General features: G+C 65.0%; 16 protein-coding genes. 11 read left to right on the top strand and 5 right to left on the bottom strand.

Annotated features, from left to right (window positions below; genetic code table 11):
* Positions 1 to 15: 15 nt before the first annotated feature.
* The 4 genes from CU669_RS12900 to CU669_RS12880 form a co-directional block, all read right to left on the bottom strand.
* On the bottom strand, positions 16 to 762 hold the full coding sequence (locus CU669_RS12900; RefSeq protein ID WP_112145309.1) for an SDR family NAD(P)-dependent oxidoreductase: 747 nt from the start codon (positions 760 to 762) through the stop codon (positions 16 to 18).
* Between the two features lie 141 nt (positions 763 to 903).
* Positions 904 to 1,677, bottom strand: coding sequence for an enoyl-CoA hydratase/isomerase family protein (locus tag CU669_RS12895; protein ID WP_112145307.1), 774 nt, complete (start codon positions 1,675 to 1,677; stop codon positions 904 to 906).
* A gap of 474 nt (positions 1,678 to 2,151) precedes the next feature.
* Positions 2,152 to 2,583, bottom strand: a complete 432-nt coding sequence (locus CU669_RS12885) for a PaaI family thioesterase (RefSeq protein WP_112145303.1) — start codon at positions 2,581 to 2,583, stop codon at positions 2,152 to 2,154.
* The gene (locus tag CU669_RS12880) at positions 2,580 to 3,251 is read right to left on the bottom strand and encodes a class I SAM-dependent methyltransferase (protein WP_112145301.1); all 672 of its coding nucleotides are present in this window, start codon (positions 3,249 to 3,251) and stop codon (positions 2,580 to 2,582) included. Before CU669_RS12880 ends, CU669_RS12885 begins: the two co-directional genes overlap by 4 nt.
* Positions 3,252 to 3,378: 127 nt before the next feature.
* On the opposite strand from CU669_RS12880, the gene CU669_RS12875 reads away from it, so the two are divergent.
* From CU669_RS12875 to CU669_RS12825, 11 genes are all read left to right on the top strand, one after another.
* Complete coding sequence (locus CU669_RS12875; RefSeq protein ID WP_112145299.1) at positions 3,379 to 4,341, top strand: alpha/beta hydrolase; 963 nt, start codon at positions 3,379 to 3,381, stop codon at positions 4,339 to 4,341.
* 374 nt (positions 4,342 to 4,715) lie between these two features.
* Entirely contained in the window at positions 4,716 to 5,714 is a 999-nt protein-coding gene (locus tag CU669_RS12870) for an FAD:protein FMN transferase (RefSeq protein WP_112145297.1), read from the top strand.
* A 5-nt stretch (positions 5,715 to 5,719) separates the two neighbouring features.
* Complete coding sequence (locus CU669_RS12865) at positions 5,720 to 6,238, top strand: SoxR reducing system RseC family protein (protein WP_112145295.1); 519 nt, start codon at positions 5,720 to 5,722, stop codon at positions 6,236 to 6,238.
* A gap of 14 nt (positions 6,239 to 6,252) precedes the next feature.
* Positions 6,253 to 6,834 (top strand): electron transport complex subunit RsxA, encoded by a 582-nt coding sequence (gene rsxA, locus CU669_RS12860; protein WP_112145293.1) that lies wholly within the window; start codon positions 6,253 to 6,255, stop codon positions 6,832 to 6,834.
* A 10-nt stretch (positions 6,835 to 6,844) separates the two neighbouring features.
* On the top strand, positions 6,845 to 7,381 hold the full coding sequence (locus tag CU669_RS12855) for an RnfABCDGE type electron transport complex subunit B (protein ID WP_112145291.1): 537 nt from the start codon (positions 6,845 to 6,847) through the stop codon (positions 7,379 to 7,381).
* Between the two features lie 13 nt (positions 7,382 to 7,394).
* Positions 7,395 to 8,867: an electron transport complex subunit RsxC gene (gene rsxC, locus CU669_RS12850; RefSeq protein WP_112145289.1), complete on the top strand. Its 1,473-nt coding sequence runs from the start codon at positions 7,395 to 7,397 to the stop codon at positions 8,865 to 8,867.
* Positions 8,864 to 9,940, top strand: coding sequence for an RnfABCDGE type electron transport complex subunit D (locus CU669_RS12845; protein ID WP_112145287.1), 1,077 nt, complete (start codon positions 8,864 to 8,866; stop codon positions 9,938 to 9,940). Before rsxC ends, CU669_RS12845 begins: the two co-directional genes overlap by 4 nt.
* Complete coding sequence (rsxG, locus tag CU669_RS12840) at positions 9,937 to 10,563, top strand: electron transport complex subunit RsxG (RefSeq protein WP_112145285.1); 627 nt, start codon at positions 9,937 to 9,939, stop codon at positions 10,561 to 10,563. Before CU669_RS12845 ends, rsxG begins: the two co-directional genes overlap by 4 nt.
* Complete coding sequence (locus CU669_RS12835) at positions 10,563 to 11,234, top strand: electron transport complex subunit E (RefSeq protein ID WP_112145283.1); 672 nt, start codon at positions 10,563 to 10,565, stop codon at positions 11,232 to 11,234. Before rsxG ends, CU669_RS12835 begins: the two co-directional genes overlap by 1 nt.
* Positions 11,235 to 11,316: 82 nt before the next feature.
* Positions 11,317 to 11,601: an RnfH family protein gene (locus tag CU669_RS12830; RefSeq protein WP_112145281.1), complete on the top strand. Its 285-nt coding sequence runs from the start codon at positions 11,317 to 11,319 to the stop codon at positions 11,599 to 11,601.
* Entirely contained in the window at positions 11,598 to 12,014 is a 417-nt protein-coding gene (locus CU669_RS12825; RefSeq protein ID WP_112145280.1) for a hypothetical protein, read from the top strand. Before CU669_RS12830 ends, CU669_RS12825 begins: the two co-directional genes overlap by 4 nt.
* A 70-nt stretch (positions 12,015 to 12,084) precedes the next feature.
* On the opposite strand, the gene CU669_RS12820 is transcribed toward CU669_RS12825, so the two are convergent.
* On the bottom strand, positions 12,085 to 13,392 hold the full coding sequence (locus tag CU669_RS12820) for a dicarboxylate/amino acid:cation symporter (RefSeq protein WP_112145278.1): 1,308 nt from the start codon (positions 13,390 to 13,392) through the stop codon (positions 12,085 to 12,087).
* Positions 13,393 to 13,520 lie beyond the last annotated feature (128 nt).

Below are 13,520 nucleotides of genomic sequence, written 5' to 3'. Positions count from 1 at the left end.
TCCGAAATTGAGGCCTTAGCCCACCATGGTGATGCCGCCGTTGACGCTCAGCACCTGACCTGTGATGTAGTCGGCGCGGTTGGACGCCAGGAAGACGATGCCGTCGGCCACTTCCTGCGGCTTGCCGAAGCGGCGCATGGGAATGACCTTCAGGAAGGCTTCCAGGAACTTTTCCGGCTCCGACTTCAGCAAGGGGGTGTCGGTGGGGCCGGGGCAGATGGCGTTGACGTTGATGCCGTACCGAGCGCCTTCGCGGGCCAGCGACTTGGAAAAGGCGATCAGGCCGCCCTTGGCCGCCGAATAGACGCTTTCGCCCAGCGAACCGACACGGCCGGCGTCCGACGAGACGTTGACGATCTTGCCGCCCTTCTTCTCGATCATGGAGGGGAAGAAGGCGCGGATCAGCTCGATGGGGCCGTTGAGGTTGAGGTTCATCACCTTGGCGATGAAGGCGTCGTCATTGTCGACGAAAGGCTGGATATGGCCCCAGCCCGCCACGTTGCACAGCACGTCGAGCCGCCCGCGCGAGGCCAGCACATGATCGCGCACATTGGCGACGGAGGCCTTGTCGGTCACGTCGAGACGGACGAATTCCGCCTTGCCGCCCTTGGCGCGGATGGCGGCGGCCGCCGCTTCGCCCGCATCGGCGTTGATGTCGGCGATCAGAACGTCGCCGCCCAGCTCGGCGATGCTTTGAGCGGTGCACAGGCCGATGCCGGAAGCGGCGCCGGTGACCAGGGCGACCTTGTCCTTGAAGTTCATGGGAAGACTCCTTTTTTGTTTATCCCTCATTCGCCGGGCGCCCTGCCTCCGCAGGGCTTGGCTCCGCGCCACGTGGCGCGCCGGCCCTTGGCCGCAACGCCTCTCCGCTGAACTGACGTTCAGCGACTCGTCGGACTTCGATCATCGTTGGCCGCCCAGGAAAGCCTCGACCCGTGAGCGGGTCTCGGGCTCGTGCAGCAGCAGATCACGGGTGGCGGACAGTTCTTCCTCGTAGCCGTCGCGCCGGGGGTCGGCGGCGGCGGCGATGCAGGATTTGGAAGCGGCGACGGCGGCGCGGGGCAGCGCCCCCACCCGCTCGGCCAGGGCGCTAGCGAAGGCGGGAAGCTCGGCGCGCGGCACCGCCCAATGGACAAGCCCCATGGCCAGCGCGGAAGCGCCGTCGAGAATCTCGGCCCCCAGGATCAGCCGCTTGGCCACCGCGGGGCCGCACAGATTGGTCAGGCGCTGGGTGCCCCCGGCACCGGGGATCAGGCCGAGATTGACCTCGGGCAGCGCCAGCTTGGCTTCATGGGCGGCGACGCGGAAATCGCAGGCCAGGGCAAGCTCGAAACCGCCGCCCATGGCGGCCCCGCTCACCTCGGCGATGGTGGCGACGCCCAGCGTCTCGATGCGCTTCAACACGTTCTGCAGATCGCGCACGAAGTCGATCTGGGCGTCGACCTTGTCGGGATCGGCAAGATTTTCGCGCATCTCGGCCAGATCTGCCCCGGCGCAGAACACCTTGGCGGCACTGCGGATGTGCACGGCGCCGATGGTCTTGTCCGCCTCCACCTGGTCCATGGCCCCGTGCAGCGCCTTGATCAGCGCCTTGGACAGGGCATTGACCGGCGGGCTGTCCAGGGTGAGCACCACGACGGCGCCGACCCGCGAAATGGAGAGAACCTGCTGCGACATGAAAGCCTCAAACTGAATGGTCGTTCATTCTGACTGAATGATCATTCAGCTTAATGCGCATGTCAATGCCTATTTCCTGGCTCCCGTCATGCGCGGGCTTGACCCACTTCTGTCCGGCTTAAATTCGGCGACATGCTCCGCTGGCTGCCGAGGGTATTGACCACAAAGACACCAAGAGGGCGACACGGTTTTTTGCCTTCCGTCATGCCCGTGCTTGTCACGGGCAACCACGCCCATCCGTTTGGATTGTCCTTGCATAGGGATTTCAAGCGGAACCGCGTGGGTGGCCGGGACACGCCCGGCCATGACGAGCGAATAAGGCTTGGCCTTTTGCTCCGCCCTCTTGGTGTCCTTGGTGCCTTGGTGGTGAATCATCAACAGCCAACGGATCGTGTCGCCGACGCTCAAATCAGACAGCATTGGGTCAATGCCCGCGCATGACGATGATGGGAAGGGTAGAAAAATCGCCGCCTCTTACAGCGGAACGCCCTCCAGCGCCTTGCTGCCCGTGCGGTAGCGGAAGCTGCCTTCCCCCATGGCGATCAGCTTGCCGTCTTCGTCCAGCACCTCGGCCGAACAGAACACGATGCGGCTGCCGCCCGCCCGCATGCGGCCCACCGCCCGGATGATGCCGTGCCGGGCTTGCCCGAGGAATGACGAGGTCAGCGACAGAGTCACCACCCGCCGCACCCGACCGGGCACCGGGCAATAGGTGGCCGAGAAGCCGCAGGACGTATCGATCAGGGTGGCGAGCACGCCGCCATGGACCACACCGGCCCGATTGCAATGCTTACGCTCGACGGCTAATTCCAATACGGCATGGCCCTCCGCCCATTCGGCCAGATGATAGCCGAGCAGGTCTTGAAAGCCCGATGTCGGCTCGCCGTCCAGAAGGTCTTGGGTCATCGCAATCCTGTCAGTACGAAAATATCATCGGGGCTCAGGCGGCCGTCCGGCGGCAATCGGCCCTTCTTGATCAGCTCGTCCGGCATGCGCTTGCGCAGCACGATCTCGATGCCGCATTCGGCGGTCGGCGTCAGCGTCTGGTCGAAGCGCGGCAGGCGGAACCGGTGACCGGCGTCGAGCAGTTCGATCTTCAGAATCTCGGCCGCGCCCCCCAAACCGCCGAGAATATCGGTCACGTTGATGGAGCGCCGCGACCACGATTCGGCCTTGGAAATGGTGAAGGTCCATTTATGGTCGGCATTGAAGGTGGAAGGGAAAACCCCTTGCTCGTAGAGATCCTCGTCGGGCAGCAGCAGCACCATATGGCCGCCGGGCTTCAGCACGCGAAACCAGTTGCGCAACCCCTCCGCCGGGTCGACCAGATGTTCCAGGCAATGGCTGGAATGGACGAAATCGAAGGATTCGTCGGCGAGGCCGGTCAAGGTCTGGGCGTCGCCATCGCCCTGATCCCACACCCGCAACTTCCGAATCAAGGGAAACTGCTCGCTATAGAGAAACAGCGGATCGCCCCCGGCGCCGATATCGATGCCCTCGCCGCGGAAATAGACCGTCGAAAACCGGCTGTCGCCGAGCCTGCGCAGCACCGCCTTGCTTGTTCCCCCCGGCATGCTCTCCCCTCCGTCCTGTCGCCGTGATGGATGATGCGTATCGGCGGCCAAAAAGGTCAACCGCCACGACAATGGATGTCCACCCTGTTAGGTTTGCGTTCGGCCAACCAGGATGGAGAGACGGGGAATGATCGCGAGCCAAACGGTTTCGAGGGGGACGCCGGGCAAACTCGACGATGATGTCGCCTTCATCCTGGCCAAGGCCGCCGAACTGAAGCTTCCCTCCCTGGGGACCATGAGCCCCGTGGATGCGCGGGCGGAATTCGCCCGCAGGCTGTCGCGCACCAATCCCCCCGCCCCCGACGGCGTCGATGCCGAGACCATGGCCATCCCCGGCCCCGGCGGCGCCCTTCCCATCCGCCTCTTCCGACCCGCCGGTCAAGCCGAGGTCAAGGCCGCCCTGCTGTATTTCCATGGCGGCGGCTTCGTGGTGGGCGATCTCGACACCCATGATGCCATCTGCCGCAACATCGCGCTGCGCACCGGCTCGCTGGTGGCCTCGGTGGACTATCGCATGGGGCCGGAACACCCCTACCCCGCCGCCATCCAAGACGGCACCGCCGCCCTCCAATGGCTGGCGACCGGTCCCGGCAAGGGATGCGTCCTCGGGGTGGCGGGCGACAGCGCGGGAGGAACCCTGAGCGCGGTGGCAGCGCTGCACGCCCGCGACCTCGGCATCCGGCTCGCCGCCCAACTGCTGATCTATCCGGCGGTGGACCAGGGCGGCGATTATCCGTCGCGCGCACGCCTCGCCGAGGGCTATCTGCTGACCCAGGCGGATATCACGTGGTTCACCCAGCAGTATTTCGTCGGGCGAAGCGGTCCGGTGCTGGAGCCCGACGCCTCACCGCTGCGGGCCGACTCCCATGCCGGGCTGGCCCCCGCTTTGGTGCTGACCTGCGGCTTCGACCCCCTGGTGGATGAAGGCAAGGCCTATGCCGAGGCCCTGACCAAGGCCGGAGTTCCGGTGCGCGCGGTCTGCCTGGAAGGCGCCATCCACGGCTGCCTCGGTCTGGCCGCCTATCTCGCCTGCGGCCGCGACGCCCTGGACGAGGTTTGCGACACATGGGCAAGCGTTGTCGGGAACTGAGGCCGCGCAAGTGTCGCAGACCCGACAATCCGGGAACAGCTTCACCAAGAACCGCCATTTCCCGCCCTGGCACGCCGCTTGCTTTTGTGCACCGCGCCCGTCGGGAACGACCAAGCCATGCTGCGATGGCGAAGTCCCCAATATTTTTCCGGCTGTTCCCACCCATTGGGCTGGGATCGGCCTCCCCAAGCGGGTCGAGGACAGGACAAGACGTTGTTTTACCACGACAAAAAAATCGGCATTCGGATGCCTATTATGTTGCGGCACAGGCTTGAAGTGGGCCACCATGTCGCATACCATCAAGGTGACGCTTTTTTGAGCAATTTTAAAATGCCGGATCTCCGGATATCTCGCCCGAGGGAGGCCTAGGTTCGATGACCGTTCGTATCACTCGCCGCCGTGCCATTACCATCCTGGCCGCCGCCGCCGGTCTGCCCTTGCTCGCCAAGGCCAGTCAGGCCCAGGCCCGCATGCTGCGCTGGGAAGGCACCACGCTGGGCGCCCCTTCGACCATCCAGCTTTACCATAGCGACGAAGCCAAGGCCCGCGCCGCCATCGAGGCCAGCACGGCCGAACTGGCCCGGCTGGAAGCCATCTTCAGCGTCTATCGCGCCGATTCGGCCATCTCGGCCTTGAACCGCGACGGCAAGCTGGACGATGCCCCGGCCGAGTTCATGGAACTGGTCTCCCATGCCAAGGAACTGGCCCGCATCAGCGACGGCGTGTTCGATCCTTCCATCCAGCCGGTGTGGAAGCTGTATTTCGAGCACTTCACCGCCGCCCATGCCGATCCCGCCGGTCCCTCGGCCAAGGATCTCGCCGCCGCCCTTGCCCTGGTGGACTGGCGCGGCATCCAGGTGGACACCGCCGCCCGCCGCGTCGCGCTGGCGCGCCCCGGCATGGCCATCACGCTCAACGCCCGCGCTCAGGGTTACATCACCGACAAGGTGGCGGCGGTTTTGCGCAGCCACGGCTTCGAGAACGTGCTGGTGGACATGGGCGAGCCCCGCGCCATGGCCGCCAAGCCCGACGGTTCGGCCTGGCGTATCGGCATCGCCAATCCGGCCGATCCCTCCAAGGCGGTCACCGAGGTCAGCGTCACCGACAAATGCGTCTCCACCTCGGGCGGCTACGGCACCATCTTCGACGAGGCGGGCAAGTTCACCCATATCATCGACGCCCGCACCGGCAAGACGGCACCCGCCATGGTCGGCGTCACGGTGATCGCCGATACCGCCACCATCGCCGACGGTCTGGCCACCACCCTGATCCTGGCCCCCGAGGACAAGCGCCGCGCGATCCTCAAGGCAGCCGGGGCGTTGCAGGCCATTTTCGTCACGCCCGACGGCGTGAGCGCGACGGTGACGGTCTGACGCATATGAGCGACGCCGGTTCCTCCTTCCCCGATGCCGATGGCCAGACTCTGCTCGAGGGCTTTGCCCGCGTGGTCGCGGTCGAGGGCGGCCGGGCATGGCTGGAACCGGAAGAGACCACCAGTTGCGGCACCTGTCATTCCGCCGGGCTGTGCAGCATCGGCAAGGATGCGGGCAATGCCAAGCGCATGGCGGCCAAGCGCTTCCAGCTTCCCGGCGATCTGGGATTGAAGGTGGGCGAGCGCGTGGTGGTCGGCATCAGCGAGACCGCTCTGGTCAAGGGCGCCGCCACCGCCTACGGCCTGCCGCTGATCGCCCTTTTGGCGGGCGGCATCCTCGGCCAGGAATTTTACGCCACCGACGGCATGGCCGCCCTGGGGGCCTTCGGCGGGCTGGTGGTGGGTTTGGGATTGGCGCGGCTTCTGGCCGACGGCCTGTCGGCGCGGGGCGTGCTGACACCGCGTTTTCTGCGCAGGGACTACCACCTGCCGCCCGACGCGGCATGTACTTCGGATCACGGGTAAGGGGATAAGGGACGATGGAACATTACCTTCTGCTGTTCATCAGCGCCGCGCTGGTCAGCAACGTGGTCCTGATGCGCTTCCTGGGCCTGTGTTCGTTCATGGGGGTCACCACCCGCGTCGATACGGCGCTGGGCATGGGGGCGGCGACCACCTTCTGCATCACCATCTCGGCCATGATCGACTGGGGCGTGGAAAAAGTGCTGCTGGAGCCCTACGAGCTGGGCTATCTGCGCACCGTCGCCTTCATCCTGGTCATCGCGGCCGCCGTCCAGTTCACCGAGGCGGTGGTCCGCAAGGTCTCGCCCACCATGTTCCAGATGCTGGGCATCTATCTGCCGCTGATCACCACCAACTGCGCCGTGCTGGGCGTGAACCTGCTTCTCGTCGAAGGCAAGATGAACTTCATCGAGAGCACCGTTTTCGCCTTCGCCTCGTCGCTGGGCTATTCGCTGGTGATGGTGCTGTTCGCGGGCCTGCGCGAGCGGTTGGCGCTGTGCGCGGTGCCGCGCCTGTTCGCCGGGCCGCCCATCGGCTTCATCACCGCCAGCCTGCTGGCCCTGGCCTTCATGGGCTTTTCCGGCATGAGCACCAATTAGGAGACCTGTCATGTTGATCGACGTCGGAAGTCTGGCGGTGATGGGTGTGACCCTGGGGGCCGTTCTCGGAACCGCCGCCAAGCTGCTCGCGGTGCCCGTCAATCCCATCGAGGAAGAGCTGCAGGCGCTTTTGCCCGGCTCGCAATGCGGCCAATGCGGCTTCGTCGGCTGTTCGCAATACGCCGCCGCCCTGGCCAAGGGCGACACGCCCATCACGCTCTGCGCGCCGGGCGGCAAGGGCACCATCGAGGCGCTGGCCAAGAAGCTGGGCGTTTCGGCCGATACCCACGACCATGTGGAAAAGGGCCCGGAAGTCGCCTTCATCCACGAGGATCTGTGCATCGGGTGCCTGCGTTGCATCGGCGAATGCGGCTCGGACGCCATCGTCGGCGCCCCCAAGCAGCTGCATACGGTGATCTCGGACGCCTGCCACGCCTGTTCCAAGTGCTTCAAGATCTGCCCGACCGAGGCTATCGAAATGCGCCCGATTCCCCCCACTATCGCCGGCTGGCATTGGAGCAAGCCCGGCGACCACGCCACTCATTGAGGAGAGACGGTCGATGAAGCTGTTTCCCATTCTGGGCGGCATCCATCCGGAGTACCGCAAGGAGCTGACGAGCGAGAAGCCCATCGTCGCCCTGCCCATTCCGGCCGTGCTTTACCTTCCCTTGCAGCAGCATATGGGCGCGCCCGCCACCACCACCGTGGAACCCGGCGACCTGGTGAAGAAGGGCCAGTTGCTGGCCCGCGGCGCCGGAGCCATCTCGGCGCCGGTCCATGCCCCCACCTCGGGCAAGATCGTCGCCATCACCGAATTGACGGCGCCGCATCCCTCGGGCCTGCCGACGCTCACCATCATCCTGGAGACGGACGGCAAGGACGAGTGGGCCGAGCTTCCCGCCGCCATCGACGATCCCTTCGCCGTCACGCCTCAGGTCATCCGCGACCGCGTCGCCCAGTCGGGCATCGTCGGCATGGGCGGCGCCACCTTCCCCTCGGCGGTGAAGCTGGGACTGGGGACCGCCCACAAGCTGGAAATCCTGCTGCTCAACGGCGCCGAGTGCGAACCCTATCTCACCTGCGACGACCGCATCATGCGCGAGCATGCCGACGCGGTGGTTGACGGCGCCCGCATCATGGCGCACGCCCTGGGCGCTCCCAAGATCATCATCGCCATCGAGGACAACAAGCCCCAGGCCATCGAGGCCACCACCAAGGCGGCGGCTTCGTTCGACAATGTCTCCGTCGCCCCGGTGCCGGTGCAGTATCCCATGGGGGCCGAACGCCATCTGACCCAGGCCATCACCGGCCGCGAGACCCCGGCCCGCAAGCTGACCGCCGACGTGGGCGTGGTGGTCCACAATGTCGCCACCGCCAAGGCGGTGCATGACGCGGTCCGTTTGGGCCGTCCCCTGCTGTCGCGCGTGGTCACGGTCAGCGGCGGCGCGGTGGCCGAACCGAAGAATATCCAGGTTCCGTTGGGCACCCGCGTGACCGAGCTGCTGGCCTTCTGCGGCGGCGCCACCAATGCCAAGCGCTATGTCAGCGGCGGCCCCATGATGGGCCAGCCCCTGCCCTCGCTGGAGGTTCCGGTGGTCAAGGGAACCTCGGGAATCCTGGCGCTGACCCAGTCCGAGACCAAGGAAGCCGAACCGCAGCCCTGCATCCGCTGCGGCTCCTGCGTCACCTACTGCCCCTGCGGGCTGGTGCCGGTGGAGATGGCCTCCTTCATCCGCCATGAAAAGCTGGAGGAAGCCGCCAAGATCGGGGTTCAGGACTGCGTGTCCTGCGGGTCGTGCTCCTATATCTGCCCGTCCAATATCCCGCTGGTGCATTTCTTCAATTACGCCAAGGGCCGCATCGCCGCCCTTGATCGCGAGCGGCGCAAGACCGAACAGACCAAGGCCTTGGTGGAAGCCCACAACGCCCGGCTCGAGCGCCTAGCCCAAGCCAAGAAGGAAGCCGCCGCCAAGGCCAAGGCGGCAAAGGAAGCCGAAGCGGCCCAGGCCGAGGCAAGCGGAGCCAGCGCATGAGTATCCTCGTCGATAAGAGCGGACCGTTCACCCACGGCACCAATTCCGTCCAGCTTACCATGGTTACGGTGCTGGCGGCCCTGGCGCCCGCGACCCTGTTCAACCTCTATCTGTTCGGCTGGCCCGCCATCTTCCTGTTCTGCGTCACCATGGCGTCGTGCATGGCGGCGGAAGCGGCCTGCATCCGCATCGCGGGCGGCGACCCGTCGCGCGCCCTGTCCGACGGCTCGGTGATGATCACCGGCTGGCTGCTGGCCTTGAGCCTGCCGCCATGGGCGCCCTGGTGGGTGGCCACGGTGGCCTCGGTCTTCGCGGTCTGCCTCGCCAAGCACGCCTTCGGCGGGTTGGGCCAGAACGTCTTCAACCCGGCCATGGTGGGCCGCGTGGTGGTGCTGGTCTCCTTCCCGCTGCAGATGACCACCTTCGTGCCGGCCAAGCCGCTGTTCTCGGCGCAAGCCCCCAGCTTCGCCGAAAGCCTGCACGTCACCTTCGGCAAGGCGGTCAGCCTGGACGGCATCAGCGCCGCCTCGCAATTGGGTCTGATCAAGACCGAATTGTCGCGCGGCATCCCGGTCAGTCAGTCCATGGCCCATCTGCCCAGCCTGTCGGACATGATGCTGGGCTTCCATCCCGGTTCCATGGGCGAGACGGCGCTGCCGCTGATCTTGTTGGGCGGCCTGTTCTTGATGTGGCGCAAGGTCATTTCCTGGCATGTGCCGGTGGCCATGCTGGGCACCTTGTTCCTGCTGGGAACCCTGTTCAACGCCATGGACCCGGCGCGCCATGCCAGCGGCTGGTTTCACCTGATTTCCGGCGCGTCCTTCCTGGGCGCCTTCTTCATCGCCACCGATTACGTCACCTCGCCGGTGTCCAAATCGGGTCAGCTCGCCTTCGGCATCGGGGTCGGGTTGCTGACCTGGATCATCCGCACCTATGCCGGTTATCCCGAGGGCGTCGCCTTCGCGGTGCTGCTGATGAACGCCCTGACGCCGATCCTCGACCAACATTTCCGGCCGCGTGTCTTCGGACGCACCCGCAAGGGCGAGCCGCTGTCGCTCAAGGGGGACAAATGAGCACGATCCGGCCGACCTGGGTCCACGCCACCATCCTCGGCACCTTCTGCGCCGGGTTCGGAGTGCTGCTGGCCGCCACCGACATCGTCACCAAGGAGCCCATCAAGGACCGCGCCTTGGAAGACAAGATGAACTCGCTGGGCCAAGTGATCCCCAAGTCCATCCATGACAACAATCCGGTCGCCGATGCCGTCGCCATTCCCAACCCCCATGCGGGCGGCCATGGCGGCGTCTCCGAGACCGTGGTCTATCGGGCCAGCATGGGCGGCAAGTTCACCGGCTTCGCCTACGAGCTTGACGCCAGCGGCGGCTATGGCGGCCCGGTCAAGCTGATGCTGGGCATCGACCCCGATGGCAAGCTGTTGGGCGTGCGAGTGATCTCCCACAAGGAGACCCCCGGCCTGGGCGACAAGATCGACGCCGCCAAGACCGACTGGATCACCCGCTTCACCGGCCTTTCCCTCGGCAATCCGCCGGTGGAGAAGTGGAAGGTGAAGAAGGACGGCGGCCAGTTCGACCAGTTCTCCGGCGCCACCATCACGCCCCGCGCCGTGGTGGGCGGCATCCGTAACGGTTTGGAATTCTTCGCCGCCAACAAGGCCCGCATGATGGAGAAGAAGTGATGTCCGGCAAATACGGTCAGATCGTCAAGGACGGATTGTGGGAAAACAATGGCGTGCTGTGCATGCTGCTGGGCATGTGCCCGACCATGGCCATGACGGGCACCGCCACCAACGGCTTCGGCATGGGCATCGCCACCGCCGTGGTGATGGCGGCGTCCAACATGATGGTCGCCATGTTCCGCAATTACGTGACCCACGAGGTCCGCATCCCGGTCTATATCCTGATCGTGGCGGCCAATGTCACCTTCGTGGATCTGGCCATGAACGCCTGGATGCACGAGCTTTACAAGGTGCTGGGCCTGTTCATTCCGCTGATCGTGTCCAACTGCCTGCCGCTAGCCCGCCTGGAGGCCTATGCCGCCAAGGAGCCGGTGCTGCCCTCGCTGATGGACGGCTGGTTCATGGGATTGGGCTTCACCCTGGCGCTGACCATGATCGGCGCCGTGCGCGAGATCGTCGGCCAGGGCACCCTGTTCGCCGACGCCGCCTTGCTGTTGGGGCCCTCCTTCACCTTCCTGGAGACCAGGATCATGCCCGCCGACATGGGCATCCTGGTGCTGATCCTGCCGCCGGGCGGATTTCTGGTGGCTGGGCTGATGGTCGTGGCCAAGCGCATGATCGACCTTGCCGCCGGCAAGGAAATCAAGATGGCCGGTGCGCACAGCGTTTGAGGATGAAAGACGTCGGAGCGCGGGCGTCCCGCCCGCTGGTGCGGCCAGGATGGCCGCGCTCCAGCTATAAGGAAAAAGGGTCATGAAGGTCGGAGTCGTCTACGCCGTTCCCACGCGTCAGTCCTGGCTGACCATCGACGTGCCGGAGGGCACCACCGTCGGCCAAGCCATCGAGAAATCGGGAATCCTCCACCAATACCCCGAGATCGATCTGGAAACCCAGAAGGTCGGCATCTTCGGCAAGCCGGTGGCCCTGGACCTCGTCGTCGAGGAGGGTGCCCGCATCGAGATCTACCGCCCCATCACCTGCGATCCCAAGACCGTGAAGCGCCGCGCCAAGGATGGCGCTGAAGGAGCCGCCGGATGAGCACCCAAGACGATCTGACCGTCACCCAGGCGGTGGCCTATGCCGTCCTTTACGCCCTGGATACCGAGGCCGGGGGCTCCTGGAAGGCCTGGGCCCATATCTGGCTGAAGGGCGACGACCGTTCCGCCCATTCCGCCCAGGTGGCCGCCGCCGGGGCGACCACGCCGTCGGCCCGCTTCGCCGCCAATGCGGCGCGCCTGTTGGCCGAGGCCACTCAATTGCAGACCGAGGCCGCCATGCTGGCCTCGGAGAACCGCAACGCCGTCTGGCAACTGGATCAATACGACCAGCGCAACGCCCAATGCCTGAACGAAGTGGCCGAGGCCATCCGCATGTCGTCGTCGGACGGCACCATGGATACCGAGAGCCCCCGCTCCGCCGAACTGCGCGCCAAGGCACTGCGCGAGTTCTAACCCCGGCGCCCCATGCATGAAAAAAGGGCGGAAGACATTGTCTTCCGCCCTTTTCCCTTGGTCTGAACCGTCAACCGGTGGTGACGGCGGTTTCCACGTCCGAGGGATCGATACGCTTGTTGAGCGCTTCCTTCAGCATGTCGTGGTCCAATTCCTTTTCCCACCACGAGACGACGATGGTGGCCACGCCGTTGCCGACGAAGTTGGTGAGCGCGCGGCATTCGCTCATGAACTTGTCGATGCCGAACACGATGGCCATGCCGGGCACCAGGGCCGGATTGACCACCGCCAGGGTGGCGGCCAAGGTGATGAAGCCCGCCCCCGAGATACCGCTGGCCCCCTTGGAGGTCAGCATGGCGACGATCAGGATGGTCATCTGCTCGCCAAAATCCAGATCAACGCCCATGGCCTGGGCAATGAACAGGGTGGCCAGGGTCATGTAGATATTGGTGCCGTCCAGGTTGAAGGAATAACCGGTGGGGACCACCAGGCCGACCACCGGCTTGGAACAGCCCAGACGTTCCAGCTTTTCCATCAGCAACGGCAAGGCGCTTTCCGACGAGCTGGTGCCCAGCACGATCAGGATCTCATCCTTGATGTACTTGACGAACTTGAAGATGCTGAACCCGGCCATGCGGGCGATGACGCCAAGCACCACGAAGACGAACAGGGCGGCGGTCAGGTAGAAGGTGCCGATCAGGCCGATCAGGCTGCCCAGGGCCTGGGGGCCGTATTTACCGACGGTGAAGGCCATGGCGCCGAACGCACCGACCGGAGCCGCCTTCATGACGATGGCGATGACGCCGAACACCGCATGGGCGGAATCGTCGATGAAGGCACGCATTGCCCGGCCGCGCTCGCCCAGAACCATCAGCGAGAAACCGAACAGGATGGAGAACAGCAACACCTGCAAGATGTCGCCCTTGGCGAAAGCTCCAACCACGCTGTCGGGAATAATGTGCATGACGAAGTCCACCGACTTCATCTCGCCCGCCTGCTTGGCGAAGCTGGCCACGGCCGAGGCGTCGGGAATCTTGCCACCAAAACCGGAACCCGGCTTGAGTAGATTGCCGACCAGGAGGCCAAGCGCCAGGGCGAAGGTGGAGACCACCTCGAAATAGATCAGCGCCTTGACGCCGACGCGGCCGACCTTCTTGGCGTCCTGGATATGGGCGATGCCCGACACCACGGTAAAGAAGATGATGGGGGCGATCATCATCTTGATCAGCTTGATGAATCCGTCGCCGAGGAGCTTGATCCAATCATTGGTCGCGAAGGCCGGAAACAGGGCCCCCACCACGCCACCGATCACGATGGCCAATAGAACCTGAACATAGAGCTGCTTGAGCAGGGGAGTCTTTCCGGTCTTGGGCGTCATCTGGTCCTCTCTATCGCTGTCAATAAGCAGGGACTTCATTGCATCATGCCTTGTAACGACTTCGTCACACGGCTGTCGATTGTGGGTTTCCGATGGTTCGATGCCGAAATGCGCCCCCCTAGACGGCC

The organism is Paramagnetospirillum kuznetsovii (genome assembly GCF_003284725.1).
GTDB classification, from domain to species: domain Bacteria; phylum Pseudomonadota; class Alphaproteobacteria; order Rhodospirillales; family Magnetospirillaceae; genus Phaeospirillum; species Phaeospirillum kuznetsovii.
The sequence above is the reverse complement of the archived record's forward strand: the minus strand, read 5'-3'. Positions and strand labels throughout refer to the sequence as shown.

Bases quoted from the DNA above. Each gene is read 5' to 3' on its own strand.
- CU669_RS12900 (WP_112145309.1), bottom strand. From the start codon at position 762: ATGAACTTCAAGGACAAGGTCGCCCTGGTCACCGGCGCCGCTTCCGGC.
- CU669_RS12895 (WP_112145307.1), bottom strand. From the start codon at position 1,677: ATGTCGCAGCAGGTTCTCTCCATTTCGCGGGTCGGCGCCGTCGTGGTG.
- CU669_RS12885 (WP_112145303.1), bottom strand. From the start codon at position 2,583: ATGACCCAAGACCTTCTGGACGGCGAGCCGACATCGGGCTTTCAAGAC.
- CU669_RS12880 (WP_112145301.1), bottom strand. From the start codon at position 3,251: ATGCCGGGGGGAACAAGCAAGGCGGTGCTGCGCAGGCTCGGCGACAGC.
- CU669_RS12875 (WP_112145299.1), top strand. From the start codon at position 3,379: ATGATCGCGAGCCAAACGGTTTCGAGGGGGACGCCGGGCAAACTCGAC.
- CU669_RS12870 (WP_112145297.1), top strand. From the start codon at position 4,716: ATGACCGTTCGTATCACTCGCCGCCGTGCCATTACCATCCTGGCCGCC.
- CU669_RS12865 (WP_112145295.1), top strand. From the start codon at position 5,720: ATGAGCGACGCCGGTTCCTCCTTCCCCGATGCCGATGGCCAGACTCTG.
- rsxA (WP_112145293.1), top strand. From the start codon at position 6,253: ATGGAACATTACCTTCTGCTGTTCATCAGCGCCGCGCTGGTCAGCAAC.
- CU669_RS12855 (WP_112145291.1), top strand. From the start codon at position 6,845: ATGTTGATCGACGTCGGAAGTCTGGCGGTGATGGGTGTGACCCTGGGG.
- rsxC (WP_112145289.1), top strand. From the start codon at position 7,395: ATGAAGCTGTTTCCCATTCTGGGCGGCATCCATCCGGAGTACCGCAAG.
- CU669_RS12845 (WP_112145287.1), top strand. From the start codon at position 8,864: ATGAGTATCCTCGTCGATAAGAGCGGACCGTTCACCCACGGCACCAAT.
- rsxG (WP_112145285.1), top strand. From the start codon at position 9,937: ATGAGCACGATCCGGCCGACCTGGGTCCACGCCACCATCCTCGGCACC.
- CU669_RS12835 (WP_112145283.1), top strand. From the start codon at position 10,563: ATGTCCGGCAAATACGGTCAGATCGTCAAGGACGGATTGTGGGAAAAC.
- CU669_RS12830 (WP_112145281.1), top strand. From the start codon at position 11,317: ATGAAGGTCGGAGTCGTCTACGCCGTTCCCACGCGTCAGTCCTGGCTG.
- CU669_RS12825 (WP_112145280.1), top strand. From the start codon at position 11,598: ATGAGCACCCAAGACGATCTGACCGTCACCCAGGCGGTGGCCTATGCC.
- CU669_RS12820 (WP_112145278.1), bottom strand. From the start codon at position 13,392: ATGACGCCCAAGACCGGAAAGACTCCCCTGCTCAAGCAGCTCTATGTT.